Consider the following 26,651-nt stretch of genomic DNA (forward strand, 5'->3'; position numbering starts at 1 on the left):
CGTCGCCGTCGCCGGGAGCGGCGTACGGGTACGGCGGTCTCCTCGTCGACGGGCCCACGGGGACCGGGGATCTGTACGGCGAACCCGCCCGCGAAGAACATCACGGGAGTCGGCACCGGCTGGAAAGTGACCGCCGGCTCGGCCGACCGGGTGAGGGCACCGTCCGGCGCGGGCACGAGCGGAGCGATCCGTTCGTCGGGGACCGTCAGCGCGTCCGAGACCGTCAGTGCCTCGGGGAGGGTCAGCGCGTCGGGAGTCATCGGTACGTCGGGGCTCAGCAGTACGTCGACGTCCCGCGCGTCCTCGGTCCGCGCGGTGGGACCGGGGGCAGGCCCGGAATCCGCCCCCGCCGGCGCCTCCATCAGCAGCCGTGCCGCCGGTGTGCGTGTCAGCAGGACCACCCCGCGGGCCGCGACCACCGCGCCGACGAGCGCCGCGGCGATCCCCGCCGCGCCGCCCTGGAGGCGTTCGCCCAGAAGCGTCAGCCCTATGACCGCCGCGGCCACCGGATTCGCCAGGGTCAGCACCGCGAGGGGCGCGCCCAGACCGCCGCGGTAGGCGGTCTGGGAGAGCAGCAGCCCGCCCACCGCGAAGGCCGCGACCAGCACCGCCACGACCACCACCTGCCACAGCGGCAGCCCGTCCGTACCCGCTCCCGGACCGCCCGGCATACCGCCCCCGGCAGCGGCGACCGTGATCGTCTGGGTGAGGGCGGAGGCGACACCCGAGGCGACACCGGAGGCCGCCGCGTGCGGCAGCCCTGGCCGGGCCCCCGGCCTGGCCAGCAGCGCGACCAGCGTCAGGGCCACGCCGCCCACGCCGAGGGCCTGCGGCAGGGTGAGCGACTCGTTCGGCTGTGCGCCCGTGCCCGCCGCCGTCAGCAGGATCGCCGCGAGGCCGACGAGTGTGAACGCCGTGCCCCGCCACTCCTCCCGGCTGACCTGCCGCCCGGCGCGGCGCGCGCCCAGCGGTACGGCCGCGACGAGGGTGAGCGCGCCCAGTGGCTGGACCACGGTGAGCGGCCCGTACGCCAGGGCCACCACATGCAGCAGCCCGCCGCTCGCGTTGAGCCCGACCGCCCACCACCAGGCGCCGCTGCCGAGCAGGGCGAGCAGTCCGGCCTTCGGTGCCGTACGGGCGGCGAGCCGCTCCTGGGCCACGGCCGCGGCGGCGTACGCGACGGCGGAGAGCAGCGACAGGGTGACGGCGACCACTGTCGCGCCGCTCATCGGGCTGTTCCCGACGCGGCCAGCGGGACGCCGGACGCCGGGACGCCGGACGCCCGTGCCGGCTCCGCTTCCTTCGCCGCTTCCGGCCGCGCGTCCGCCGCCGTGCCGGGTACACCGGGGCCGGTCCGTACGATCCGTGAACCGCGCCGGCCCGGCGCCCGTACGCATATCAGCGCGACGGTCAGCAGGGCGACGGCCACGATCGCGTCCAGCCAGTAGTGGTTGGCGGTGCCTATGACCACGAACAGCGTCGTCAGCGGATGGAGCAGCCAGAGCCAGCGCCACCGGGAGCGGGTGGCGGCGATGAGCCCGACCGCGACCATCAGGGCCCAGCCCACATGGAGCGAGGGCATCGCCGCGAACTGGTTCGCCATGGAGTCGGTGGCGGGCACCGCGCTGTACGCCGTCGGGCCGTACACCCGGCCCGTGTCCACCAGACCGGTCGCGGTGAGCAGCCTCGGCGGGGCGAGCGGCATCAGCAGATGCAGGACGAGCGCGGCGCCGGTCAGTGCGGCGAGCACCCGGCGGGCCCAGACGTAGTGGCCGGGGCTGCGCCAGTAGAGCCAGCAGAGGAAGAGCAGTGTCGCCGGGAAGTGCACCGCCGTGTAGTAGGTGTTCGCCCACTGGACGAGCGTGCCGCCGTGCAGCAGCACGCCCTGGACGGTGCCCTCGTCCGGGAGCCGGAGCGTGCGCTCCCAGTCCCAGACCCGGTGGGCGTTGCGGAACGCCTCGGCGGTGTGGCCGGTCGCGGCCTGCCTGCCGAGTTTGTACACGAGGAAGAGTCCGGCGACGAGCAGCAGTTCTCGTACGAGGGGCGGTCGGGCGGGAGTGTCCTGCTCCCGTTCGGCGGGCCCAGTGCGGGCGTGTATCACCCGACCCCCTTGCAAGGACAGCACGTCGCGTGTGACGGCGTGGTGGTGCGGCGACGCGGTCAGGACCACGCCCTATCGATACGCCAGTGTACCGATACGGATTCGTATCGGTACACTGGCGTATCGGAACCCCTGAAGGGCAGCCCGGGGGGCGGGAATCGGACAGGGAGAGACGATGACATCGCAGCGCCGCTCCAAGATCACACCGGAACGGGAGCTGGAGTTCTACGAGGCCGCTCTGGACCTGGTCAGAGAGAGCGGTTACGAGGCGCTGACCATGGAGGGTGTCGCCGCTCGGTCACGCTGCGGCAAGTCCACGCTCTACCGTCAGTGGCGCACCAAGCCCCAGCTCGTCGCCGCCGCGCTCCGGGGCACGAGCTGTGTGAGACTCGCGGACATCGACACCGGCACCCTGGCGGGTGATCTGCGGACGGCGGTCTGCGCGGCGGCGACCGGAGCGGGACGCGACACCGCGCTGCTGCACGCGCTCGCCCATGCCGCGCTCCAGAATCCGGAGCTGCTGCGGGCCCTGCGCGAGGCCGTCATCGAACCGGAGATCCAGGCGATCGAGACGATGGTCCGCCGCGCCGTGGAGCGCGGCGAAGTCGCGGCGGACAATCCCGCGGCCGAGTTCGTGGCCGCCCAGCTCATCGGTGTCATGCGCGCGCGGCCGATGCTGGACAGCCGGAACGCGGACGAGCCGTATCTGATCCGCTTCCTGGAGTCCTCGGTCTTCCCCGTGCTCGGGCTGGAGGTCACCTCGCCCGTATGAACGGCGGACCGTCGCCCGAGCGGATGACGACGGTCGGTCGGTCCGCGCCGCACCGTGGGGACGGGGGCGGCGCGAATCCCGGTCCGGTGGGCCCCTCACACGCTGAGGGGCCCACCGGCGTGTGGGGCCATGGAGCCGTCGAGGCCCGAAGCCGTACATCCGTCTCGTACCGGGCCCGTCCAACGGCGTACCGGTAGCGATCCGGACATCTCCCCGTCCTGTACAAGCCGTTACAGGAGCGCTTCCCGGACAGCGGGACTTTCTCCACGTCGGCGGCGCCCGCGCGTCGGACGGCCGGTTCGAGCCGACCGCATCAGCTCACTGACCGTCAGTTCAGGCCAGGCACTGGCCAATTGCATAGATGTTGACGGTCCGACACTGGCATATACGCTCCACCCGAACGGCACACGGGATGTTCGCACATCGCTTTTCCGCACGTCACTTTTCCGCCCCTCGCCGTACCAGGAGGCCGATCATGACCTGTGTCTCGGAACCGAGCTTGGTCCAGCAGCTTCCGGCTGTGCCGTTCTACTGCCCGGTCCCGCCGGCCCGGCATCCGTCGGTGGAGGCGCTCAACGACCGGACCGTACGGTGGATGCTCAAACAGCGGCTCGACAGCGACGAGCATCAGCTCAAACGCCTCGCCGTCTGTGACTTCGGCGGTCTGACGGCGTCGACGATGCCGTACGGAGAGCTCGAACGGCTCGTCCTCATGGCCAGGTTCCACGCCGTGCTCTTCTCGCTCGACGACGGTGTGTGCGACGAGTCCGGGGCCACGGCGGATCTGCTCGCCCAGGAGACCTCACGCATCATGCGCGCCGTGGAGGCGCCGGCCGCGCGGGGGTCCGGCGACTCGCCGCACACGGCCGCGCTGCGCCGGCTGCGGCTGGACACGGAGCGGTTCGCGTCACCGCGCCAGTTGCACCGGCTGACGGAGGCGATGCGTGTCTACACCTCGGGGCTGGTGTGGGAGGCGTCCTGGCGCCGCAACTCCCGGCTGCCCTCGCTCGACGACTACATCACCCTGTGGATGCGCGCCATCGGGATGGCGCCCTCCACCGCGATGATCGAGATCGTCGGCGGCTTCTCCGTGGCCGACGAGGATATGCAGGACCCCCGGGTACGCGCGCTCACCGAGATCACCTGGACGCTGGTGAGCTGGGACAACGATCTCTACTCACGGAACAAGGAGCTGCTGCGCGCCGGTGACAATCTGAATCTGATAGATGTCCTCTGCCAGGAGGAGGGGCTCGATCCGAAGCGCGCGCTCGTCCGCGCGGTGGCGATGCGGGACCGGGTGATGGTGCTCTTCGACCGGCTGGCCGCACAGGTGCTGAAGGAGGCCGGCAACGATCTGCGCCGGTACATCAAGGGGCTCGGCCAGTTCGTGCGGGGCCATCTCGACTGGGCGTCGATCTGCCCCCGTTATTCCGTGCCGTCGGGGCCGGAGGCGACGCCCGGCGGCTGGTGGAAGCAGCGGCCCGCCGACGACAGCGAGGAGCCGCTGCCCATTCCCACGATCTCCTGGTGGTGGGACCAACTGGACCCGGCGTACTGACCGTACGGCTCGCACCGGACCGTACGGGCAGTAGCGCCGGCCGTCCGGCGGTGACGGACACCGCCGGACGGGCTCTGGATGACGGCCGTCGGATATGACGGTCCGTCAATGTCCGTTCCACCAGCGGGTCACCGCTCGCCAGGCACGCCGAGGCGCGTTGCCCGGGGGCGGCTCGGGGCTCGCCGCCGTGAAGGCCGGGACCTCGCTCGGCGCCTCCTGCGCCGGCACCGCGCGCTCTCCGACGGACTCGGCGGGCGGGGAGTGCCGCAGGGGCGGCGGCTGGGATCCGGAGACCGGACGCGGTGAGTCCACCCGCCACTGCGGTCGCCGGGCACCGGGTGTCGCGTCCGGCGGGCCGGTGACGTCCTGCGGCGGCCGGGGAGCGAACGTCGCGGGCAGCTCCAGCAACTGACGGGACATCAGCGCGGCCGACCAGCGGAGTTCGTGCTCCTCCACGGCGAGCTGGAGATCGGGCAGCCGCAGCAGCAGCGCGTCGATCCCGGTGTCGGCGATGGCACGTCCGATGTCCTGCCCCGGACACTCGTGGGGGCCGCCGCTGAAGGCGAGATGCGCGCGGTTGCCCCGCATGGAGGCGGTGGGATCGGGGCGTACCACCGGGTCCGCGTTGGCCGCCGCGATTCCGACGATCAGCGCGTCACCCGCCTTGACGCGCTTGCCGCCCAGCTCGGTGTCGCCGACCGCCCAGCGGCCGAAGATCGTGGTGAAGGGCGGCTCGTCCCACAGCGTCTGCTCGACCGCCTCCGGCAGGGTCATATGGCCACCGCTCAACCGCGCCCGGAACCGTGGGTCGGTGAGCACCATACGGAGCACATTGGCGATGAGGTTGGCGGTGGTCTCGTAGGCCGCGATGAGCACCAGCCGCAGATGCTGGCCGACCTCGTCGTCGGTGAGTCCCGCCGGGTGCTCCGTCAGCCAGGTGGCGAAGTCCTCCTCGGGGGTGTCGCGCCGGCGGGCCACGAGCCGGCGCAGCACGGTCATCACATACTCGTTGCTCTCGTTGGCGGTCTCGGTGCCCTTGATCATGTCGCGGGCCGCCTGCACCAGCCGCTCGTTGTACTCCTCGGGCATACCGAGGATCTGCGCCATCACCATCATCGGCAGATGCTCGGCGAAGCGGCTGACCAGATCGGCCCTGCCGTCCTGGCAGAACTCGTTGACCAGCCTGTTGCTGTAGCGGTTGATATGGCGGCGCACACCCCGGTGGTCGATACGGGCGATCGAGTCGGTGACCGCGCCGCGCAGCCGCTCGTGCTCCGCGCCGTCCGCGAAGACGCAGATGGGCTGCCAGGTGAAGACCGGGGCCAGGGGGTGGTCGGGGGGCGCGGTGCCGTCGTGCTGTGCGCGCCAGCGCCGTGAGTCCCGGGAGAACTGCGACGGCGTACGCGTCATATGCAGATTCTCGCTGTGCCCGAGGACGAGCCAGGCCGGTACGTCGCCGTGGAGCAGCACGGGCGCGACGGAACCGTGTTCGGCGCGCAGCTTCTCGTACAGACCCATGGGGTCGTTCTCGGCCTCGGGTCCGTAGAGCCGGCGCAGTCCATTGACGGCCGTACCGCCGGCCCGTGGGCGGGCGGTGCCCGCAGCGTGGGCCGGGCAGCCCGGAGGCGGCGCCGGACGGTCGTCGGACCCGGACTGGTGGGAGGAAGGGGTGGTCACGGGCAGTCACTCCAGGGGGACGTGGCCAGCGAGTGCAGATAGCGCGTCAGTGTCAGCAGGGCATCGCGGCAGGAGGCCCGCTGCCGGGCGTCGCAGTCGACCATCGGGACCTCGTCGGGCAGGTCCAGTGCCTTCCGCAGCGCCTCGACGGGGTGGTGCGGCGCGTCGGGAAAGGTGTTGACCGCGACGACGAACGGTACGCCGCGCTCCTCCAGGCGTCCGATCACATCGAAGCTCACTTCGAGACGGCGGGTGTCCACCAGTACGACGGCCCCCAGGGCGCCCTCGAAGAGGCCGTTCCACAGAAACCAGAACCGCTCCTGGCCCGGGGTGCCGAAGAGATAGAGCACGAGCCGCTCGGTGATGCTGATACGGCCGAAGTCCATGGCGACGGTGGTGGCGGTCTTGCTCTCGACACCCGAGTTGTCGTCCACCCCGACCCCGGCCTGGGTCATGGTCTCCTCGGTGGTGAGCGGACGGATCTCGCTGACCGAGCCCACCATCGTCGTCTTGCCGACCCCGAATCCGCCGACGATCACGATCTTCACCGCGGAGGTGGCCGTGGTGGGCAGGATGTCCTCGCTCCTGGGGCCCGTGACCGTGTCAGAGTCTCTGAAGTCCATGCATCACCGCTTCCAGAAGGGACCGGTCGGGGAGGGCCGCGCGGACGACGGGCGCCCGCGATTCGGCCAGTCCGGCCGTGAGGAGTTCGGTCAGCAGCGCGGTCACCACGCTGAACGGGAGGGTGAGATAGGCGGACAGCTCGGCCACGGAGAGCGGTGCGCGGCACAGCCGCAGAATGGCGGCCTGCTCCGGCTGCACCGTCGGTGACGGTTCGTCACGTGCCATGATCATGGTGACCAGATCGAGCGGTGCGCGTTCGGCGCCGTCCGGTCCCCCGGTGATCACGTACAGCCGTTCCGGGTCTCCCACATCCGCCTCGGGTTTTCTGCGTTCCCGCTGGGGAGGCGTACTCATCCGGCCTGCCCGTCGTATCCGGCCTGCCCGTCATGGCGCGGTGGACTGGTGAGATGGGCGCCGATACGGACGACCATGTCCCTCATCCGGGCGCCCACCAGACCCGCGTCGACCGTCTCGTCGGCGAGCACCGCGAGATACGCGCCCTCCCCGGCCTCCATCAGATAGAAGAAGCCGCCCCCGACCTCGATGACGACGAGCCGCATCCGTCCGTCGCTGTGCGGGATCTCCGCGGCGACGGCGGCGGCCAGGCTCTGGAGTCCCGCGCAGGCCGCGGCGAGCCGGTCGGCGACATCGGGGTCACCGCCGTGCCTGGCGATCCGGAGTCCGTCCGCGGAGAGCACCACGATCTGCTGGATCTGCGGTACTCCGTCGGCCAGTTCCTTGAGCATCCAGTCCATATTGGCCCGCTGCTGGATCACTTCTGCTCTCCCTTGCCCCACACGTCGTCGGATTCGCCACGGTCACCGGGCCCGGCCGGCGCGTCCCCCGCTTCGGCGGAGGGCTCCCGCGGGGTGCCGTTGACCGCCTTGGTGAACGCTTCGAGCCAGACGCCGGGTCCGGGTCTGTTCTCGGGGGTGCCGGTCCGCCCGTGGCGGCCGTCCCCTCCGGCACCGTCCCCTCCGGCACCGTCCCCTCCGGCACCGTCACCACCGCCGGCCCGGCCGCCGGTACCGCCACCGGCAGGTCCTTCGGCACGGCCCGCGTTGTGACGGGCGTCGCCGCCCTGCCCGTTGCTCCGGGGAGCCGCGCCCCGGCCCGGGGCGCGGAGGCCGAGATTGTGGGAGCCGAGCGGGGCGCGGCCACGGCTGCGCCGCTGCGGCAGCCCGTTCTCCGTCCACTCCGTCACCACGGGAATGTCGTCCTCCATGGCCGCCGCGGCCGACGGCACCGGCGCGGCCCGCCGCGGTCCGGTGACCGGCCTGGGCACCCGCTTCTCCGGGCGCAGCATGTCCTTGGTGGGCAGGTCGACCGAGCTGCCCCGGGGCCCGGCGGCGGCGCCGATGCCATGGGCGATACCGGGCGCGGGTCCGGTGGTGACGACATCGCGCGGCACGATGAGGACGGCCCGGACACCGCCGTACGCCGACTGCCGCAGCGAGACCTGCAAGTTGTACATCTGGCAGAGCCGGCCCACGACGGCCATCCCGAGCCGGGGAGTCTCGCCGAGGTCGTTGAGGTCGAAACCGGCCTGGGCCTGGGCGAGCATCCGTTCGGCCCTGGCCCGTGCCTCCTCGCTCAGGCTGACTCCGCCGTCCTCGATCTCGATCGCGATTCCCGTCTGTACCTCGACCGCGGTGACATGGACACGGGTCTGGGGCGGTGAGTAGCGGGTGGCGTTGTCGAGGAGCTCGGCACAGGCGTGGATGAGCGGTTCGACAGCCGTGCCGACGATGGCGACCTTGGCGATGGAGTGCAGATCGACCCGCTGGTACTCCAGGATCCGGGACATCGCCCCGCGCAGCACGCTGAACAGCGGTACGGGCCTGGGCCATTGGCGGCCGGGACGGGCCTTGCCGAGCACGGCGATACTGTCGGCGAGCCGGCCGATGAGCGCGGTGCCGTGGTCGATGCGCAGCAGATCGTCGAAGACATCGGGGTTACGCCCGTGGTGCTCCTCCATCTCCCGCAGCTCGCCGGCCTGTTGGTGCACGATGGCCTGGACGCGGCGGGCGATGTTCACGAAGGAGCGCTGCGCGGAGTCGCGCATGGCCTCCTCGTCGTCCACGATCTGAAGCACGGAGCGGAGCAAGGAGCGCTGGGCCGACGGGAGTTCGCGGTACCGCTCGTCGCCGTCCACGACCGCGCGCAGCACCTCGGCGGGCGACTCGCCCTGGCGGAGCCGGTGGATCGCGGCGGGCATCAGCTCCTTGCCCAGCCGTACGGTCTCCTCGTCGTGCTCCGCGAGTCGCCGCTCCAGCAGCGTGAGCCGGTGGGCGTAGTGCTCATGGAGGACGCCGACGGTCCTGCGGCGCCTGGACAGTTCGACGGCGCACCAGGTGACCAGGACCGTGGCGGCCGTCCCGTACAGCACGAGCGGCATCCGCGCGGTGTCCGCGGCCAGGACCACCGCCACGGCCGTCGCCGCCGCCATCAGGGCCGCGGGGAGCAGCAGCGCGCGGACGGCGGGAGACGCTTGATCATTCGGGGGTGCTTCGAGACGAACCATGTAAGCCCTCTGGCGGTCGATTCAGATCGGGTCATTCGCACGATCACTACACATGGCGAACATATGCCTGATTTCGTGTCAACTCGGCGCGCTCCGGGTGAGCTTAGCCCGATCGGATAAGAGCTTCGGCATATTCCGTAACCCCCTGCACGCGCCACCGCGCCGGGCATAGACTCGCGCGTTTGCACGCTGCGCTCGCCCGGACACACAGCGAGTGACGGATCTCGCGCGTGAACGACCGCTGGGCGCCCCCTGAACGACCGAGGGGCCGCCCCCTGGTGGGAACGGCCCCTGCTCTCAGGTCTCTCTCCCCGCCGACATCAGACGGGCGCGTCTCCTTCGAGGAGTCCGGCCAGTTCCTCGGCCAGCGCGGGGGTCGCCCGCTGGAGCGCGGCGACATCGAGTCCCTCGTCGCCCAGGACCGACAGCAGGGCCCGCTCCCCCACAGCCAGGACGACGACATGCCCGCCGCCGCAGCGGACGACGACATCGCGGAGCGCGCCCGCCCCGGCCTGCTCCGCCATACGCGCACCGAGCCCGAGCGTCGCCGCCGCCAGCGCGGCGACGGCTTCCGGCTGGACGGTGTCCGCGTCGGCGGCCACCAGCAGCCCGTCGGTGGTCGAGAGGACGCTCTCGGACACTCCCATCACGTTCTCCCGCAGCGACGCCAGAACATCGACAAGTGAACCGACGGACGAACCTACATACATGATGTGCGCTCCTTGATGACGTTCCGGCTGGGGTCCTGCCGAGGTCCTGCCGAGGGTTGCCGTACAGAGGCTCCGGGTTCTCAACTCCGCACAACTCGCTCAGACAGGATGTTCGGAATGTCCTGACGGACGGGTGACGGGGGTACGCCGTGGCAGCGCGCCCTGCGGTGTCCGGGCGGCCGTGGCCGCGTCCTGTCCGCCGGGGAGGAGGCGGGGCGCGGTACTCGGCCGGTCGACCGGGAGCCCGTTCTCCCACTGGACGAGCTGAAGACCGTTCATACGGATCAGATCCGCCATGACCCCGAACAGGCCCCGCCCCAGGGTGAACGCGAGATCCCGTGGGGTACGGCGGCCGTTGGCGACGGCGAGCAGGGCCTGATAGCGGCTGGTGAGCCGGCCCGCGGCCCGGTCCGCGCCCGCGGAGGGCCGCATCCTCACCCTGGCGAGGTCGGCGGGCGAACCCCACAGCCGGGAGACGAGCGCCAGCCGGCGCGCGGTCTCCTCGGCGACGGTCTGCGGTTCGATGCCGCGCGGCGCGAGAACGGCCGGCGCGACCGGGCCCACCTCCCAGCCCTCGGGCCGGACGAGGGACATCGCGAACGCTCCCTCGAAGACCGTTGCCACGCAGAGCATTTCGAGTTCGGCGGCGCCGATCAGGCCCTGGCCGACCAGCGCCGCCGCGTGATCGTCCCGGTGCCGGACAGCGGTCAGCCCGGCCGCCCAGCCCGCGTCGTCGATACGGCCCGACTTCAGCAGGACGGACTCGACCGAGGGCGTTCCCGGGGTCTCGATCGCGCCGATGAGCCCGTCCCGCAGATGGATCGTGCCACCCGGCGACGCGGAGACCGTCACCGTGCCGCTGAATCCCTCCCGCCGGAGCCGCCGCAGCAGCGCGGGAATGTTCCGGGGCGACGCGTCCGGCTGCGGCGGACCGTGGCCGTCCGGGTCCTCGGTCATGCCAGCACCCCCGCCGCGTGAGCGTCGAGATGCCGCATCGCGAGCGCCAGATTGGTCCGGTCACGGTCCAGCGCGGCGACCAGGAGCAGCGGATCACCGGTGCGCCGTACGGTCCGGATCACGTGATAGCGACGCGCGGTCGTCACGACCACGCTCTCCAGTTCGCTCCCGGCCCCCGCCCCGCCCACCCGGTCGGTGATCACGGCTGCCAGCTCGGCCGTCCCCACACCGTCCCCGGTCTCCAGCACATCTCCGACCACGCAGTAGGTGAGCCCGGTGACCGCGTCCACCAGCGCGGCTCCCGTGACCCCCGGGGTCCCCAGAAGCCGGGAAAGGGACGCTTCGATCGCTGACACGTGTACCCCTTCATTTTCAGCCACATCCATCAGTATCCTAATCCGCAACTTGCGCTTTAGTGACCGATCTTGACGCCTTTGGTCCCCTGGCTTTCCGCCAAGGGCGGGCGACCGCCGCCAGTTCGAAGAAGAGGACCACGCCATGAACCTGGAGACCGCGCTCAAAGAGGCCATGACCATCGACGGCGCCATCGGTGTGGCGCTGGTCGACTACGAGAGCGGTATGTCGCTCGGCACCCTGGGCGGGGGCCGCGGCCTTGATCTGGAGGTCGCCGCCGCGGGGAACACCGAGGTGGTACGCGCGAAGGTCCGCACCCTCGCGACGCTGGACATCGACGACGCCATCGAGGACATCCTGATCACTCTCGGCAGGCAGTACCACCTGATCCGCCCGCTCACCGCCAGCCGCGGCACGCTCTTCCTCTACATCGCGCTCGACCGCTCCCGCGCGAATCTGGCACTGGCCCGCCATGGCCTCAAGCGGATCGAGGCCGCTCTGGACGTCTGACGCTCCGCCCGGGAGGCTCGGGAGCGCTGTCGGGCGGGGCTCGCCGGACGCGCTGATACTGACCACATGACCCGACACGGAGAGCTGGGCACGGCTCTGCATCGCTGGCGTGACCGCATCGCACCGGCCGAGGCCGGACTGCCCGCGGGCGGGCCCCGCGAGGCGCTCGGGCTGCGGCACGAGGAGCTGGCCCAGCTCACCGGGCTGTCCGTGGACTACCTGGTCAGACTGGAGGAGGGACGGGCGACCTCCCCCTCCGTACAGGTCCTGACCGCGCTGGCGCGCGCCCTGCGGCTGTCGGAGGACGAGCGCAGGCATCTCTTCCTGCTCGCCGGGCAGTCACCACCCGGTCTCGGACGTGTTCCCGAGACCGTTCCCCCCAGCGTGCGGCGGCTGCTCGGCCGGCTCGCGGGGACTCCGGTCGGTGTCCATGACGCGGCCTGGAACCTGATCACCTGGAATCCCCTCTGGGCCGCGCTCCTCGGCAATCCGTCGGCGCTCCCGGGGCGCGACCGCAACGCCGTCTGGCAGCACTTCAGGGGCCTGCCCAGCAGGATCACCCAGACCGAGGAGCAGGAGGCGCGGTTCGAGGCGGCCCTCGTCGCCGACCTCAGGGCCGCCACGGCGCACTACCCGACCGATGTGCGGCTGCGGTTCCTCATCGGGGAGCTGCGGCGGGTGAGCGGCCGGTTCGCCGGGCTGTGGAACTCCCGTATCGCCGGTTTCCATGACACGGGCATCAGGACCGTCCACCATCCCGATGTCGGGCCGCTGACGCTGGACTGCGACACGCTCGCCGTTCCGGGGTGCGATCTCCGTGTCTCCGCCTACTCCGCCGCGCCCGGGACCGCCGCCGCGGACAAGCTCAGGCTGCTCGATGTGATCGGCGCCGAGCCGATGCGCGACCGGGCCGCCGACCCGGCGTGGGACCCCGGTCAGGGCCCAGGACATGCCCCCGTCTCCCACCCGGCCGCCGGGTGCGATCCCGCCGCCGCTCCCGCCGACCGGTGAGCGTCGCCTCTTCGGTGTCACCGGCATCACCCGATCGGGTGCCTGGAGGTCGTTGAACGCTCACTGGTGTCCGGGGACGGCCCCGACCGGCCCGAGCCGCCGGGTCCGCGCACCCACCGACCGGGGGCGAAGATACGGCCGGTCGGCTCATGCGGCGATGCGCGGGGCGCGGTCCGTTCCTACCGTGGCGGAATGATCACCAGATCCGTGACGCGCTCCGCGTTCTCCGCGACGGTGGCCTTCGCCACCGGTTTGCTGGTCCTTTCGCCCGCGCCCGCACCGGCCGTCGCGGATCCCCGGACCGATCCCTCCGTACGGGCCGAAGGCCTGCCCGTCGCCGCCACATCCTCCGCGTCCCCCACGTCACGGACCTCCTCGGCGTCCCCCTCCGCGTCCCCCTCGCCCGCCGCGTCCTCCGCGTCCCCTTCACCGCGCCGCTCGCCGCGCCGCTCACCGCGCCCCTCGGTCGCCCCCGCCGCCATGGGCCCCGTCGAAGGCACCCTGTACCGGTCGGGCACACAGGTGCGGCCCAAGCGCGGCACTCCGGCGCCGCCCAATGTGTCCGCGCTGTCCTGGCTGGTCGCCGATGCCCGGTCGGGTGATGTGCTCGCCGGGCACGAGGCACACCTTCCGCTGCCCCCGGCCAGCACCCTGAAGACGCTGTTCGCCGTCACCGCGCTGCCCCATCTCCCCAAGGACGGCGAACACGAGGTCACCGAGGCCGAACTGGACGATGTCGGGGAGGGCAGCAGTCAGGTGGGGGTCGTCGCCGGCGACACGTACGCGGTGGAGGATCTGTGGCGGGGCGTCTTCCTCAGCTCCGGCAACGACGCGGTGCGCGCGCTCGCCGAGATGAACGGCGGCTGGGACTCGACGGTCAAACAGATGCGGGTGAAGGCGAAGCTGCTGGGCGCGTACGACACGCATGTGGTCTCCCCGGACGGCTATGACGCCGACGGACAGGTGTCCTCCGCGTTCGATCTGGCGGTCTTCGGCCGTACGGGACTGGCCCTGCCCGAGTTCGTCGAGTACAGCTCGACCGTCGACGCCCAGTTCCCCGGCTACGGCGGCACCTTCGGCATCGTCAACACCAACCGGCTGCTCACCGGCGAGGACGGGGTCGAGGAGTACCCGGGGCTGATCGGTATCAAGAACGGCTTCACCTCGGAGGCCGGCTACACCCTGATCGCGGCGGCCAAGCGCGGCGGCCGGACCATTCTGGTCACCGTCATGAACCCGCAGTGGGGCGGTGTCCACGAGGTCTACGAGGAGGCCAGGTCGCTGCTGGACTGGGGGTTCCGCGCGGCGGGCCGGGTGACTCCCGTGGGCTCGCTCAAGCCGCCGCCGGCGCCCCTGCCGCCGAGGCCGCCGGTGAAGGACGGGCCGGTTCCCGGTCCGGTCGCGAGGGCGCTCGCCGCCGCGGCCGCCCCCGCCCCCGCTCCCAGGCCGACTCCGAAGCCGGTGGCGGCTCAGGCGCCGCCCGCGCGAGCGGACGGGGAGGATCCGGGATACGGGTACTTCATGCCCGTGCTCTTCATCGGCTCGGCCTGTCTCGCGGCCGTCGCGCTCTACTTCCTGCGCCGCGCCGCCCGGCGCCGGGCGGCGTGAGGCACGAGGGGTGAGGCACGAGGGGGGTACACCCGCGCCCGGATCGCCGGGCGGGGCACGGCGGTCTACCAGTGGGCGGGCCGGGTGAGCGCCGCGGGCAGCCGGGTGGCGGCGTCGCCCTTCGCCGCGTTGACCTGTGTCTGGACCAGGAAGACCGCTCCGGTCAGATCGGCGCCCCGCAGATCGGTGTCCCTGAGGTCCGCCCCGATCAGATCGGCCAGCCGCAGATCGGCTCCCCGCAGATCCGCGGCGATCAGATACGCCCCGCGCAGATCGGCGCCTCTCAGATCGGCCCCCTTGAGCTTCGCGCCGAGGAGATCGGCGCCTCTGCGGTTCTTCCTCCTGCCGGGGACCTGGGCCCGTACCAGCTCGCTCGTCCGCAGCAGCAGCGGGTTGACCGCCTCTCGCCGGGCCGCCATGTCCAGTTCCAGCAGGGTGCCGGCGTCGCTCAGGGTAAGACGTTCCGTCGTGTCGAGAGCGGCACGGAGTTCGCCGTACAGCGGACGGGCCGGCTCCAGCGTCAGGGCTTCGCCGAGATACCAGAGCAGCTCATGGAGCTGGCGCATCACCGGAAGCACGGCGAACATCCGCTCGGCGCTCCCGGGCGCCCGCCGCCAGTCCTGTCCGCCGAAGGTGATCCGGGAGACCTTCTGCCCCGCGCCGAAGCAGTCGTACACCGTGCATCCACGGTAGCCCCGCTCCCTGAGGCGCTGGTGGATACCGCAGCGGAAGTCCGTCCGAAGATGGTGGCAGGGCTCGCCCGCGGCCTTGTCGACGGGGAAGTCGGCCGAGGCCGAGAGGGTCAGCGCCACACAGCACAGCCCGAAACAGTTCTCGCAGTCGGCGCGCAGGCCGGGATCGGGCCCGGGGTCCGGCTGTCCGGCGGACCGGTCCGGGTGCGGGGCGTCGGGCTGCACGGGCAAGGGTTCCGGTCTCCTGTCAGAGGTGCGCGTCCTCCGCCGGTGACGGGGCGCCGGCCATGAGCTGCCCGCGTACCGAGGTGCTGAGGTTGCTGAGGTGGTGAGGTGCTGGAGTGCTGGAGTGCTGAGGTGCTGGGGTTCCGATACTGCGGGGCCGGGCCCGTCCCGGGCCACTGGTTTTCAGCGTCGTGCGTGAGGAGCCTCCAGCGCCCGGCGCGCCCGTGCCGCCAGCCCGTCGGCGCCGCACCGCTCGGCCAGCTCCAGCCCGCTGGAGAGTTCGGCCGGGGAGCCCGCCGCCATGCCGTACTCGACACGGGCGACGGCGAGTTCGTAGCGGGAGGGCGACGATTCGAGATGCGCGACGGCCTGCGCCAGCAGCCCGGTCCGCGCCCCGCCCTCCCTCAGGGACGCCGCACAGCACAGCGCGACCCCGATGGCGGTGTGGGTGCCGAAGCGTTCGGCCCGGTCACGGGCGTACGCGGCGAGCTGGGCCGCGCGTGCCGGGTCGTCCTCCGCCAGCGCGTACGCGAGATCGCACGCCCAGGGAGCCATCACGATGTTGTGCCGGCCGCGCTCCATCAACGCCAGCCCGGCCGCTTCCAGTTCGGCGACGGCCTCCTTCCGGCGGCCGAGTGCGAGCAGCAGCCGGCCGCGTACGGACGGCGCGTCGGGAATGACGATCGAGGAGGAGTACGGCGGGAGGAACGTGTGGCGCTCGGCCGCCTCCCGCGCCTCGTCGACATGGCCGCGCGCGAGCAGTGTGTCGATGAGCATGGAAGCGGCGTCCCAGTGCATCGGCAGCCCGTTCCCCACCCGGTCGGCCAGCCGCAGGCTCTCGCGCAGATACGCCTCGGCCTCGATGAGATCACCACGTCTGCGGTGGACATGGCCGACCAGCGCGTGGGCGAAGGCGAGATGACCGCCGCTCCAGCCGGAGATCTCGAAGGCCCGCAGTCCCTCGGTGAACAGACTCTCCGCGCGGTCGAGCCGGTCGGCGAAGGCATAGGACAGTCCGAGCAGGGCCGGCGGTTCGAAGCCCCAGGCCGTGTCGGTCCAGCCGACCCCCGCCGCCAATCCCCCGTTCAGCAGGGCGCGTTCGCCGATCTGGACGATCTCCTCGGCGCTCTCGCCCCGGGCCGTGCCGTCGAAGGCGCGCAGCATCAGCAGCACACGCTCGGTGTTGTCACGGCCGGTGAGTCCGGCGGCCACCCGGTCGAGACGGCGGGAGCGCCCCGGGCCGTCGTCCTCGATGGCCTGTACTCCCTCCCACAGGAAGTGCGCGGCCTGGAGCCGCATCCTGGCCTGGGTCTCTTCCGTACGGGCGACCTCGGTGGCCACCACATGGGCGGCGTCCCCGGTCTGGTTGTTGTGGGTCAGGGCCTGGGAGAGCCGGAACACCACATCGACCCGCAGGGCGTCGTCGAGCTGCTGGGTGTCGAGCGCCGCGCGCAGATGCCCGACCGTGGTGGCCGGTGAGGTGAGCAGGGTGGCACAGCCCAGTTCGTACAGCACCTCGGCCCGCACACTGAGCAGCGGTGGTTCCGCCAGGGCGCGTTCGAGACAGCGCCGCGCGGCGTCCGGCGCCCCCACCGCGAGATGCTCGGCGGCGGCTTCGCGGAGCTGCTCGACCAGTTCGGCGTCACCGTCGGGGTGCACTTCGAGCAGGTGCGGCGCCGCTGCCGCCGCTCCCCTGCCACTGCGGGAGACCGCCCATGCCGCGAGTCCGTGCATGGCGGTACGGACGGCGGCGGGAATGGCGCGGTAGACGGCGCCCGCGATCAGCGGGTGGACGAACTCCAGCGGGTCCACACCCACCAGGATGCGCGCGGCCCTCAGCCGTTCGGCGCACTCGGCGGCCTCCTCATGGCTCATACCCGCCAGCGAGACGGCCAGATCGAGGGAGATGTCGGTACCGAGGATGGCGGCGGCCCAGGCGAACTTCGTGGTGGCCGTGCCCAGTTCCTCCAGCCGGGCGATCAGTCCCCTGCCCCGCGCCGAGGCACCGAGGGCGCGCAGCTCACCGGCGGACTCCTCGACGGGTTCGAGTCCGCAGTCCCTGACCTTGGCCAGCAGCTCGACGGTCTCGTACGCGTTGCCGCCGGTCACCGCCCACACCTCGCGGCAGAACGGGTCGTCCGCGTGCTCGCCCAGCGCGGCGCGGGTGAGGCCGGCCGTGGCGTCGGAGGTCAACGCCCGCAGACTGACGAGCAGTTTGGCCGCCGCGCCGAGGGTCTGGAGATACCCCTCGGTCTCGCCGACGGCCTCCTCGGTGCGGTACGCGATGACGACGAGGACGGGCAGACCGCCGGCCGGGCGCTCGGCGAAGGAGGCGAGCCACGCGAGTGTCTCCAGGTCGGCCCACTGCGCGTCGTCGACGATGAGAACGAGCGGTCCGTGCGCCTCGACGAGCCGTCCGACCAGCGCGTCCAGCCCGTCCCTGACACCCTGCGGGTCGGCGTGCTGTTCGCCGGGCGGCGCTATGCCCAGTGCGGGACCGACGATCTCGTACCGGTCGCCGAGGAGTTCCCGTGCGTCCGGGGCGCCTTCGCCGTCCCGCCCGTCCACCGTCATCGCGGGCAGGAGCAGTTGCCGTACGGCATGGAACGGGACGGAGGTGACGGTCTCACCGCCGCGCGCGGACCAGACCGCACGGCGTCCTGTCGCCATCCGGCGTACTTCGGAGAGCAGCGCGGTCTTGCCGAGTCCCGCCGCGCCCCGGTACACGAGCACTCCGCCGGAGGGCTTCTCCGCGCACAGGGCGTCGACCGCGCGGGCCGCCGCCGCGAGTTCGGGCTCGCGCTCCAGCAAGGGGAGGGCGATCGAGTGTTCGGGCCGGTGCACCGGCGTCCCTCCTCTCGAACAGTGTGCGCAGGTCAAGTGTCGAGCCTAGCCCCGGAGTGCCCCGAGTGGACCTGAATCCGCACGAATTCGGCCGTTCGACTGCGCGTCGGACCGGGCCGGGAGTACAGGGCGTCACCGTCCGCCGGTCCGGCGGGACGCGTCACAGGTGTGGGGGTGTGCCACAGGCCGGGCAGTCGGGTCGGCGCTCGAAGCGCTCCTCCAGCGGTTCGGACAGCGCCATCAGATTGAGGCCGAACCGGAAGCCGGGCTCCATCTCCGGTACGCCGGTCAGCAGCGCGATCGCGGCGTAGACGAGGAGATGGCCGGAGAGCCCCGCGGTGACGGCGTTCACGGGGTTCCACTCCATCCGGGGCGAGGCCGCCTCCTCGTCCTGACCCGCGCCGAGCCGCAGATCGCGCCGCTCGACCTCGCCCGCGCGGTGGCACTCCCAGCACGCGCCACGGCCGGGGGCATGGACCCCGACCGTGACCAGGGGGCCGCGGTAGCCGGCGTCGAGCCAGGGGATTCCGGCGGCGAGACAGACCCGGTTGGCCCAGCGGCGGATCTCCGGCGGCCGGTCGGCGCAGAGCAGCAGCAGATCGTAGCCGGGCGCGAGCAGTGCGGCGAGATCGTCGGGACCGCGCACCTCGCGCCGCTCCGCGGTCAGCGCCACCCGTGAGTTGACCGCCTTCAGGGCCGCCGCCGCGGCGGTCGCCTTGGGCCGGCCGATGTCGCTCTCGTGGTAGAGCGGCTGTCTGTTGAGATTGGACAGCTCCACGACATCGCCGTCCACACAGTGCATCCGGCCCACGCCCGACGCGGCGAGGCCCTGGGCGGCGAACCCCCCGGTGCCGCCGAGACCGAGCAGCAGGACCCGGGCCGACCGTAATCGTGCCTGGAGCTCCCAGGCCGTCGCGCGCGGTGAGAGATCCATCCAGCGCAGCAGGGTCACACCGCGGCTGTAGCGCTCACGGTCCTCCGCGGTGAGCGCGGCGGAGGGCTCCGCCCCGGCGTCCTCCAGGAATCCCGCCTCGTAGAGATCGCCCATCGCCTCGGTGACCGAGCTGGGTTCGACTCCGGGATGGCGGGTGACCACCTGGGTGACCGCCTCGGCGGGGGCGCGGGTGCCGTCGAGCGCCTCGGTCAGTGTCCAGATCCAGCCGTCGGGGTCGGTGACCTCGGCGCCGATCCCGTACACGACGCTGCCGATCCGTACGTTCCCGTCCACGGTGCGATACGCCCGGTGCTCGGGCTTCACCCGTGGCCGCCGTAATCCGGACAGCGGTTCCGGCCGTCCGTCGGGTGTCATGCCCGTACCGCCCTCGGCTCCCTGGACCGCTCGGCCAGCTCCGCGGCGGCCAGCACGATCCTGAACTGATGTTCCGCCTGGTCACGGACCGGGATCCAGCGGGCGCGGCAGTCGGCCTCGAAGGCGGCGCAGCGCTCGGTGAGGAACTGGTCCAGGGTGGAGCGTACTTCGGCGAGCGGCTCCGGGAGGGCTCCCGCGGGAAAGCCGGGGAAAGGTCCGGTGAGCGATACGGGCGCAGGGAGGGCCCCGGTGACGGAACGGGGCTGGGCGACGGATTCGGGAACGAGCGTCTGGTGCAGCAGTCCCGCCGTACGGACGACGAGCCGCCGCGCGGCGATCCGCAGTGCCATGATCCGTGCCCGGTTCATCGGCGGCAGACCGCCGGAGCCGGTCCCGGTGCCGCCGCGGGCGCCGGTTCCGGTGCCGGTACGGGCCCCGGTGTCCTCGCCCGTACGCGCGCCGCCGGAGCGGCCGAGGGCCGCCTCCGGGGACCACTCGTCGGCCAGTCCCGGACTGACGGCGAGATATTCGTCGACCGGCGCGAGCAGTGGATCCACGGTGGCGAGGAGGTCGGGCCGTACCCGCTCCAGCAGCCGGGCGAGCGTCCGCGCGTCCTGTCGGAGCGCACGGCTGATGGTCTCCAGGGCGCCGTGCGGATCGGGGTGCGGTGAGGTGTCGCCGACCCCGTCGGCCGCCCACATCGGCGCTTCGACGACCGCGGTGACGGTGCCGTACGCATGCGGATGGAACCAGGTGGAGGTGGCGGTGGCGGCGGGCAGCGAGACGAACTGATCGGTCTCCTGCGGCCGTGGCATGTCATAGACGCCCGGTCCCGGGCTCGGCCAGAAGAACGCGTCGTACGGGCCCAGTTCCACCGGGATCCTGAGATCGGCGGCGGACTGTGCCAGTTCGTCGGAGAGTCCGGGCAGGGCGCGGGTGAGCTGTACGAAGCTGCCGCCCACGTCCACGCCGTGCAGCGAGCACTGGAGATAGGGCCGCAGTTCGTCCTGGAGACCGAGCAGGGCCCGGGTCTCCGGCATGGGCTCCGTGCCGGGCTCGGTGGGCAGCCACTCGGGCTGTCCGTCGAAGCCGGGGCGGAAGAAGTTCCGGTAGTGCTGGGAGAATGTCATCGGGCCCTTGAGCCACCGCTCGTTGCGGCGGGCCCCGTCGGGATCGAGACAGAGGACGAAGTGCCAGGTGGTGTCGGTGAACCGGGCCGGCCTGCCGGGCCGCAGCAGATACCGGGCCAGGCGCAGCACCGTGAGCCCCCCGACCGGTTCGTTGGCGTGCGGTCCGGCGACCACCAGCGCGTGCCGGCTGCCCCGCCCCACGGACATCAGCCGGATCGGCTCCCCCGCCCGTGAGGTCCCGATGGACCGCAGGACCACCCGGTCGGGGTGCGCCGCGGCCAGGGCCGCGGCGCCGGAGGTCAGTTCATCGACCGTTGGATATCGCCCCGGCACGGTGACCCGTTCAGGAGCCGGTGGAGTTGCTGTCGCCCGTTGTCTCTTTCCTGTCCAGCCGACGGATCTTGATGGTGGTCTGCTTGCGGCGTGAGGTGCTGTCGCTCTTGACCGTTCCGCTCATGAGCCGCTCCTTCGACATCACGGTGCCCAACTCCGCGTTGTGCACCTGATGTGATGGTCCGTCACGGAATGGGAGTGCGTCAACACTTGTGAGGGGGGACTCTGCGTACGCCTTCGCGACGGAGCCGCGGAACGCGGGACCTCGGGCTCCCCGGTAACCCACTCGGTGCCCCGGCCACGGGGATCGATACCTGTCGGGGGATAACGAAGGGGTGACATAAGGCCCTCGGATTCGCATCGGGGAACCCATGGCCGCTCCACGGCCGCACCGTGGCCACCGGGTGATCGCGGAGGTGGTGGACACCTCACGGCGATCACCCGGTGGCCCGCCCGCCGGCCGGCCGGGGCCGGATCACGCGTCGGCCGGGACCGGATCACCCGTCGGCCGGGGCCGGATCAACGGCCGGGCATCAGTGGAAGGCGCGCCTGTCGGCGTTCAGCGGGTCCGTGAGACGGAGGGTGATGAACTCGTTGTTGTCCGCCTTGCCGGGCGTACGGCCCGAGGAGCCCGGGAAGTTGTTGTCGTTCATGACGGCCAGGGTGCGGTCGTCGATCAGCACGACGTCCTCGATCGTGGTGAACGGGAAGCGGAAGGTCTTCCCGAAGCCGCCGAGGCCCTTGGGGTTGGCGATGTCGAGCAGATCGGCGACAAGGGTCTTGTCCATGGCCCCGTCGTGGTTCCGGTCGCGGTTGTCGGCCAGGTAGACGCGCTTGAACTTGGCCGAGTCGGCCTGCCCGCCGTCGCGCTCGATGACCAGGAAGCGGTGGGCGTCCAGGGCGATCGCGTCACCGATGGCGTTGTCGGGCGACGCCAGACGGTAGACCCAGCGCTTGCCGGTGTAGCGGCTCGTCCGCAGGTCGAACTCGCTCATGCGCAGGTCGCCGGGCGTGCCGTCGGCCACCCAGCCTTCGAGCAGCGGGTAGAGGTGACGGCCGTCGACCCCGCGGGCCATGCCCTCGAAGCCCTTGCTGCTGGGCAGGTTGGGGGCCGCGCCGTTCAGATACGGGTTCTCCGGCGCCTGGACGCCCTTGAGCGGGATGGGGGCCTGGAGGAGGCGGCCCTTCGACGAGAAGTGCAGCAGGAACGGGCCGAACTCGTCACCGGTCCAGTACGTGCCGTCGGAGGCCCGGACGATGGACTCGACATCGAAGTCGGCGCCCGTCAGCACCCGGTCGGCGCGCGTGAGCGCGAACGGCACATGACGGTAGGGGTCGCTCAGGTTGAAGCCGCCGAGCACCTTGACCTTGCCGGTGCGGGTGTCCGGCTTGATGTGGTGGACACGGAGCAGGAAGTCGGCGCTGTTGGCCTTGTTGCCGAAACCGTTGTCGGACAGCACGTCGTAGGTGCCGTCGTGACGGTTGAGGATGCCGCTGAATCCCTGGACCGGCTGGCCCGGGAACGGCGCGGCGATGCCGTTGACGGGCGCCGGGTCGAGGGCCGTGCCGGAGACCGGGCTGCCCGGTACATAGGTCTCGACCGGGAGGGAGGCGAATCCGGTCAGGGTGGCCCGGCCGAACTCGGCGGGACGGTGGTGGTGGTCGCGGTCGGCCACCGCGGGCGAGGCGAGACCGACGGTCAGCGCGGCGGCACTCAGCATGATCAAGAGCTTGTTCATGACACGGACGGTAGGGACAGCGCATGACGTACACGCCAACAGCGGGCTACCCACGCACGAGCGGCAGACGGCCCGCCGGCCGGCCGCCGCTCGTGTCCGTACCGTCCACACCGTCCGGACGGGCGGATGATTCAGGAAAGGTACGAGTTACGGGTGTACGTCAGGTTGAACGTCCCGGTGTTCTTGAAGTACTTGCTGATCAGATAGGCCGGGTCGCCCGCGATGGAACCGGCCTGGAGGTCGCTGCCGTCGTTCGAGTCGTCCCAGGCCCAGGGGGTGTGCGCGGCGTTGTCCGTGCCGTTGTCACCGGCGAAGGTGCCCCAGGAGGCGTACGGGGGCTTCGAGTCGCGGCGCTCCCAGAGGCCGCCGGAGGAGAAGATGTCCACCAGCTCGTAGGACGCGGCACGGTCGTTGCCGCCCGTGGGCACCGTACCGGCGCCGCGGCTGGGGCGGTAGACGATGCCGTCGCCCCCGGGGAAGCTGCCGCCGCTCCAGTTGTACATCCCGTGGCCCTTGGCCTCCTGGAAGACCGTGGGGTGCTGGGCGCCGTCATGGGTCTCCATGAGCAGGGTGCCGTCGATGTTCTCGCGGTTGCCCTGGAACGGGCTGCCCGCCGGGATGTACGAGTAGTAGTTGTTGTGCGCCTGGGTCACGGCAGCCTGGAGAGTGCCGTAGGTGCTGCCGTCCTTGACGACGACCTCCAGGACACCCTCCATGTCGTTCTCGTGCGAGGACAGCTTCCAGTCACGCGGGTGGTAGAACGCGTAGGTGATGTACCAGTGGGTCGAGGTCTCGACCACGGAGTAGTACGCCGTGCCGGTCAGCCGTGCGGCGTTGGCGTCGAGGTTCTCCCAGTTGTTGAGGGTGTTCCAGTCCCCGTCGTAGTCGACGCGCGAGAGATAGTCGGCGGTGTAGGAGGACGACGCGCTGTCCTGGTAGTGGACCGGGGCCCAGCGATAGGCGAGATCGGCGTCGCTGGGTCCGGCGGCCTGCGCCTGGACGGGCACGGCGAGGAGTCCCACGGAGAGCAGGAGGGTGACAAAGGCGGCACGGGCGGATCGCCGGAGTTTCACGGGGTTCTCCAGAGGTCGGGCCCGGTCGTCGAACGACCGGGGGCAGTCCGGTGTGCGAACGGTCGCCACTTTCCGGTCGCCGGATGACGCCCACCCCGCCACCGCCATGACGTGGACATGAAAAGTATCGGGCCGCTGGACGCGCGTCGACCCCGCCTCGACCGTGCCTCGACCCCGCTTCGGCACGGCGCACAGGCCCACCGGGCCCACCCCGTCGCCACCATGACCCGCGGTCAGCGATCCCGGCGGGTGTGTCGCACCACGAAAGCCGCCCGAACCCCCGGCCCCCGCCCCGGCCCCCGGACCGTCCTCAGACCGGGCCTACTCCGTCGCCGCCTCGATCAGCCGTGTCTGCGCCCTGCGCAGATGCGTACGCATACGGGCGGCGGCCGTCTCGTCGTCGTTCTCGCTGAGCGCCTCCAAGACGCGTTCGTGCTCACGGCAGGTCTCCTCCGCCCAGCCCTCACGGAACGAGAGCCGGTACTGATGCGCGTGCGCGTGCAGCCGCTCCAGCGTCAGACGGAGAAACGCGTTACCGCTCAGAGCGGCGATCCGGTCATGGAAGACGGAGTCGTGGTGCAGATACAGCAGCAGCGTCGAGCGGCTTCTGAAGTCCCGTGCGGTCTCCCTCATCTCCGCGAGCTGGTCCGCGAGTTGCCGCAGATCGGAGTCGGTCACCTGGAGGGCGGCCGCCGAAGCCGCCGCCGGTTCGAGCAGCAGCCGTACCTCGAACAGCTCGCGCAGACTGCGGCTGCTGAGCAGTGTCGCGGCCGTGTAGCCGGCCAGCGAACGTTTCACCACCAGACCCTCCGCCTCCAGTCGCGCGAGCGCCTCGCGCAGCGGGGTCGGTGAGATCGTCAACTCCTGGGCGAGCGTATTGATGTTCAGCTTCGACCCGGGCTCGATGTCGTGGTCGACGAGCCGCTGACGGATCGTGTCATAGGCGGTGTCCGCGAGCGCCTGTCGTCGAGGCGTGCCTGCCATCGTGCCGCTCCCGCTCCCGTTCCTGTTCCGGACCGATTCCCGATGCCGTGATCCGTCGATTCTATTTTTTCCGGCTCTTTCCCTGGTCCGAGGTACCCGGCACGGTTTCCGCCCGCCCTCGTCCCCCGCAGAGTCGAACCCACCCCGGCCCTCCCGTCAAGACCCCTTGCGAGCTGCATCTATATCGATGGAGTCCGCTTCGTGACACACGACGTCCGGTCTCGATCCGGTAACGGGCGGTACGAGTCTTGACTGCGTCATGATGCTGGCTACTCTTCTGAAAAGTATACGAAACAAGGGTGTTCGCCGGACCCGACCGGGGCCTGCGGAGCGACACACACCCATGCCGGGCGGCACGGCGGGCGGGCGCGGACGGGGTGCCCGGTGGCCTGCCTCCCGCCCGGACTCCCGGTCCCATGGAACGTCTCACCCTCATGGAACATCTCACCCCGCCCCCTCCGCGGGCGGGTTTTCAGGACCAGGTAATTCGCTCGACGGCTCGCGGCGCGGCCGGTCTCCGGACGTCCCGCGTGAAGCATCAAGGAGGATGACATGAAGCGTGGACCTGCCCTCATGACGGCGGCCACCGGTCTGGCCGGTGCCCTGGCGCTGACCGGCTGCTCCACCAGCGCCACGTCGGCGGGCGGTGGCAGCGGCGGCGGCCTGACGTTCATGACCTTCGAGACTCCGGCGCTCACCGCCACCTTCTGGGACACCTCCATCGCGGAGGCGCAGAAGGAAGTCCCGGACACCAAGATCAAGAAGATCGTCTCGCCGGACGCGGACCGTACGGCCTACGCCAAGCAGCTCCAGGCGTCCGGACAGTTCCCCGACATCCTCTCCTCCATCAACCCCAAGGACTTCACCGCGGCCGGGCTGCTGAAGCCGTTCGACCAGAAGTGGCTGGACGACAACTTCACCGACCCCAACGGCAACGCCATCGACGGCAAGTCCTACATACCGCCCACCAACTCCCAGGTCATCCCGATGATCTTCTACAACAAGAAGATCTTCGCGGCGAACGGCCTCCAGCCCCCGACGACCTGGGACGAGTTCGTCGATGTCGTCACCACGCTCAAGAAGGCCGGTGTCACCCCGGTCGAGATGGCGGGCGGCGAGCCCTGGTCTGCGGCGATCCCGCTGTCGGGCATCATCACCGCCGATGTGCTGGGCGCGGACCCCGAGTGGATCCAGAAGCGGTACAAGAACGAGGTCAAGTTCACCGATCCCGGGATGACGGCCGCGGTCGGCAAGTACCGTCAGCTCGTGGACGCCGGCGCCTTCGACAAGGGCGCCCTGAGCGTGAGCTACGCGGACGCCAACAAGCAGTTCCTGGACGGCGAGAGCGCCATGTATCCGATGGGAAGCTGGTTCATCGGCCAGATCCCCGCCGCGGCGGCGAAGGACTACGGCACGTTCCTGCTGCCGAGCGCGACCGGCGAGGCGATCGTCCCGTTCAACACCGGTGGTACGACCGCGGTCAGCGCGAAGTCGTCGAACGTCGGCGACGCCGCCAAGTTCGCCCAGGCGTGGTCGCTGTCGAAGGCCAATCTCAAGACGCTCATCGAGACCGACGGCGCCTTCCCCATGCTGAAGAACGTCCCCTTCGAGGAGTTCGGAGCGAAGGTGACCCCGGTCTACACCGACGGCTTCAAGCTGGTGACCGAGGACAACACCAAGGTCAGCGCCTTCGGCCAGGTCAACAACGACGACGCGCTGCCGCCCGGTGTGGTCGAGCAGTTCAACTCCCTGGCGCAGAAGCTGTTCACCAGCTCCGACGTCAAGGGTGAGCTGGCCTCGTTCGACGCCGGCTGGGACAAGGCCGCCAAGTAGCCGGCGCCCGTCGGGAGTGACGGGCGGGGTCGCGGTCCGGGCAGCTTTGACATCGTTGTCATATGCATTCCGGCCCTCCGCCG

Annotated in this window: 23 protein-coding genes and 1 pseudogene; 6 read left to right on the forward strand and 18 right to left on the reverse strand. The window is 71.2% G+C overall.

Features of this window, described 5'->3' with window-relative positions; genetic code table 11:
• Positions 1 to 239: 239 nt before the first annotated feature.
• A pseudogene (locus OG214_RS05235) lies at positions 240 to 1,229 on the reverse strand (hypothetical protein); the annotation flags it as partial.
• A complete protein-coding gene (locus OG214_RS05240) occupies positions 1,226 to 2,098 on the reverse strand; it encodes a phosphatase PAP2 family protein (protein ID WP_405987432.1) in 873 nt (290 codons plus the stop codon). The pseudogene OG214_RS05235 and the gene OG214_RS05240, both read right to left, overlap by 4 nt.
• 178 nt (positions 2,099 to 2,276) lie before the next feature.
• Here OG214_RS05240 and OG214_RS05245 point away from each other — a divergent pair, with 178 nt between their 5' ends.
• A complete protein-coding gene (locus OG214_RS05245) occupies positions 2,277 to 2,873 on the forward strand; it encodes a TetR/AcrR family transcriptional regulator (RefSeq protein ID WP_365905133.1) in 597 nt (198 codons plus the stop codon).
• 475 nt (positions 2,874 to 3,348) lie between these two features.
• Positions 3,349 to 4,431 (forward strand): terpene synthase family protein, encoded by a 1,083-nt coding sequence (locus OG214_RS05250; protein ID WP_405983940.1) that lies wholly within the window; start codon positions 3,349 to 3,351, stop codon positions 4,429 to 4,431.
• Between the two features lie 105 nt (positions 4,432 to 4,536).
• On the opposite strand, the gene OG214_RS05255 is transcribed toward OG214_RS05250, so the two are convergent.
• The 8 genes from OG214_RS05255 to OG214_RS05290 form a co-directional block, all read right to left on the reverse strand.
• A complete protein-coding gene (locus OG214_RS05255; RefSeq protein ID WP_405983941.1) occupies positions 4,537 to 6,108 on the reverse strand; it encodes a cytochrome P450 in 1,572 nt (523 codons plus the stop codon).
• Positions 6,105 to 6,731: a GTP-binding protein gene (locus OG214_RS05260; protein WP_405983942.1), complete on the reverse strand. Its 627-nt coding sequence runs from the start codon at positions 6,729 to 6,731 to the stop codon at positions 6,105 to 6,107. Before OG214_RS05260 ends, OG214_RS05255 begins: the two co-directional genes overlap by 4 nt.
• Entirely contained in the window at positions 6,712 to 7,086 is a 375-nt protein-coding gene (locus OG214_RS05265; protein ID WP_363084753.1) for a DUF742 domain-containing protein, read from the reverse strand. The genes OG214_RS05260 and OG214_RS05265 overlap by 20 nt, the downstream gene beginning before the upstream one ends.
• A complete protein-coding gene (locus tag OG214_RS05270; RefSeq protein WP_363084754.1) occupies positions 7,083 to 7,508 on the reverse strand; it encodes a roadblock/LC7 domain-containing protein in 426 nt (141 codons plus the stop codon). The genes OG214_RS05265 and OG214_RS05270 overlap by 4 nt, the downstream gene beginning before the upstream one ends.
• Positions 7,505 to 9,256: a sensor histidine kinase gene (locus OG214_RS05275; RefSeq protein ID WP_405983943.1), complete on the reverse strand. Its 1,752-nt coding sequence runs from the start codon at positions 9,254 to 9,256 to the stop codon at positions 7,505 to 7,507. The genes OG214_RS05270 and OG214_RS05275 overlap by 4 nt, the downstream gene beginning before the upstream one ends.
• Positions 9,257 to 9,576: 320 nt before the next feature.
• Positions 9,577 to 9,966 carry a roadblock/LC7 domain-containing protein gene (locus OG214_RS05280; RefSeq protein ID WP_363083770.1) on the reverse strand — a complete coding sequence of 130 codons (390 nt, stop codon included), beginning with the start codon at positions 9,964 to 9,966 and terminating at the stop codon, positions 9,577 to 9,579.
• Positions 9,967 to 10,065: 99 nt separating this feature from the next.
• Entirely contained in the window at positions 10,066 to 10,923 is an 858-nt protein-coding gene (locus OG214_RS05285; RefSeq protein WP_405983944.1) for a hypothetical protein, read from the reverse strand.
• Positions 10,920 to 11,279 (reverse strand): hypothetical protein, encoded by a 360-nt coding sequence (locus OG214_RS05290; protein WP_363083772.1) that lies wholly within the window; start codon positions 11,277 to 11,279, stop codon positions 10,920 to 10,922. Before OG214_RS05290 ends, OG214_RS05285 begins: the two co-directional genes overlap by 4 nt.
• A gap of 142 nt (positions 11,280 to 11,421) precedes the next feature.
• Here OG214_RS05290 and OG214_RS05295 point away from each other — a divergent pair, with 142 nt between their 5' ends.
• The gene (locus OG214_RS05295) at positions 11,422 to 11,787 is read left to right on the forward strand and encodes a hypothetical protein (protein ID WP_405983945.1); all 366 of its coding nucleotides are present in this window, start codon (positions 11,422 to 11,424) and stop codon (positions 11,785 to 11,787) included.
• Between the two features lie 66 nt (positions 11,788 to 11,853).
• Entirely contained in the window at positions 11,854 to 12,798 is a 945-nt protein-coding gene (locus OG214_RS05300) for a helix-turn-helix transcriptional regulator (protein ID WP_382860104.1), read from the forward strand.
• 179 nt (positions 12,799 to 12,977) lie between these two features.
• Here the strand turns inward: OG214_RS05300 and OG214_RS05305 are convergent, their stop codons facing one another.
• A complete protein-coding gene (locus OG214_RS05305) occupies positions 12,978 to 13,280 on the reverse strand; it encodes a hypothetical protein (protein ID WP_405983946.1) in 303 nt (100 codons plus the stop codon).
• On the opposite strand from OG214_RS05305, the gene OG214_RS05310 reads away from it, so the two are divergent.
• Positions 13,279 to 14,406, forward strand: coding sequence for a D-alanyl-D-alanine carboxypeptidase family protein (locus tag OG214_RS05310; RefSeq protein ID WP_405983947.1), 1,128 nt, complete (start codon positions 13,279 to 13,281; stop codon positions 14,404 to 14,406). The two genes, OG214_RS05305 and OG214_RS05310, sit on opposite strands and share 2 nt — an antisense overlap.
• A 65-nt stretch (positions 14,407 to 14,471) precedes the next feature.
• Here OG214_RS05310 and OG214_RS05315 read toward each other — a convergent pair whose 3' ends face one another.
• The 7 genes from OG214_RS05315 to OG214_RS05345 all read right to left on the reverse strand — a co-directional run bounded on the left by OG214_RS05315 (position 14,472) and on the right by OG214_RS05345 (position 24,735).
• Positions 14,472 to 15,257, reverse strand: a complete 786-nt coding sequence (locus tag OG214_RS05315) for a pentapeptide repeat-containing protein (protein WP_363083778.1) — start codon at positions 15,255 to 15,257, stop codon at positions 14,472 to 14,474.
• 249 nt (positions 15,258 to 15,506) lie between these two features.
• Positions 15,507 to 18,167, reverse strand: coding sequence for an ATP-binding protein (locus OG214_RS05320; RefSeq protein WP_405983948.1), 2,661 nt, complete (start codon positions 18,165 to 18,167; stop codon positions 15,507 to 15,509).
• A gap of 160 nt (positions 18,168 to 18,327) precedes the next feature.
• Complete coding sequence (locus tag OG214_RS05325; protein ID WP_405983949.1) at positions 18,328 to 19,476, reverse strand: HesA/MoeB/ThiF family protein; 1,149 nt, start codon at positions 19,474 to 19,476, stop codon at positions 18,328 to 18,330.
• Complete coding sequence (locus OG214_RS05330) at positions 19,473 to 20,939, reverse strand: M14 family zinc carboxypeptidase (RefSeq protein WP_405983950.1); 1,467 nt, start codon at positions 20,937 to 20,939, stop codon at positions 19,473 to 19,475. The genes OG214_RS05325 and OG214_RS05330 overlap by 4 nt, the downstream gene beginning before the upstream one ends.
• A 533-nt stretch (positions 20,940 to 21,472) precedes the next feature.
• Positions 21,473 to 22,678, reverse strand: coding sequence for an esterase-like activity of phytase family protein (locus OG214_RS05335; protein WP_363084492.1), 1,206 nt, complete (start codon positions 22,676 to 22,678; stop codon positions 21,473 to 21,475).
• A 131-nt stretch (positions 22,679 to 22,809) separates the two neighbouring features.
• The gene (locus OG214_RS05340; protein ID WP_405983951.1) at positions 22,810 to 23,751 is read right to left on the reverse strand and encodes a hypothetical protein; all 942 of its coding nucleotides are present in this window, start codon (positions 23,749 to 23,751) and stop codon (positions 22,810 to 22,812) included.
• 321 nt (positions 23,752 to 24,072) lie between these two features.
• Positions 24,073 to 24,735, reverse strand: coding sequence for a GntR family transcriptional regulator (locus OG214_RS05345; RefSeq protein ID WP_405983952.1), 663 nt, complete (start codon positions 24,733 to 24,735; stop codon positions 24,073 to 24,075).
• Positions 24,736 to 25,287: 552 nt separating this feature from the next.
• Between OG214_RS05345 and OG214_RS05350 the strand changes: the two genes are divergently transcribed.
• A complete protein-coding gene (locus OG214_RS05350; protein WP_363084489.1) occupies positions 25,288 to 26,568 on the forward strand; it encodes an extracellular solute-binding protein in 1,281 nt (426 codons plus the stop codon).
• Positions 26,569 to 26,651 lie beyond the last annotated feature (83 nt).

This window comes from Streptomyces sp. NBC_00872 (genome assembly GCF_045161915.1).
Lineage (GTDB): Bacteria > Actinomycetota > Actinomycetes > Streptomycetales > Streptomycetaceae > Streptomyces.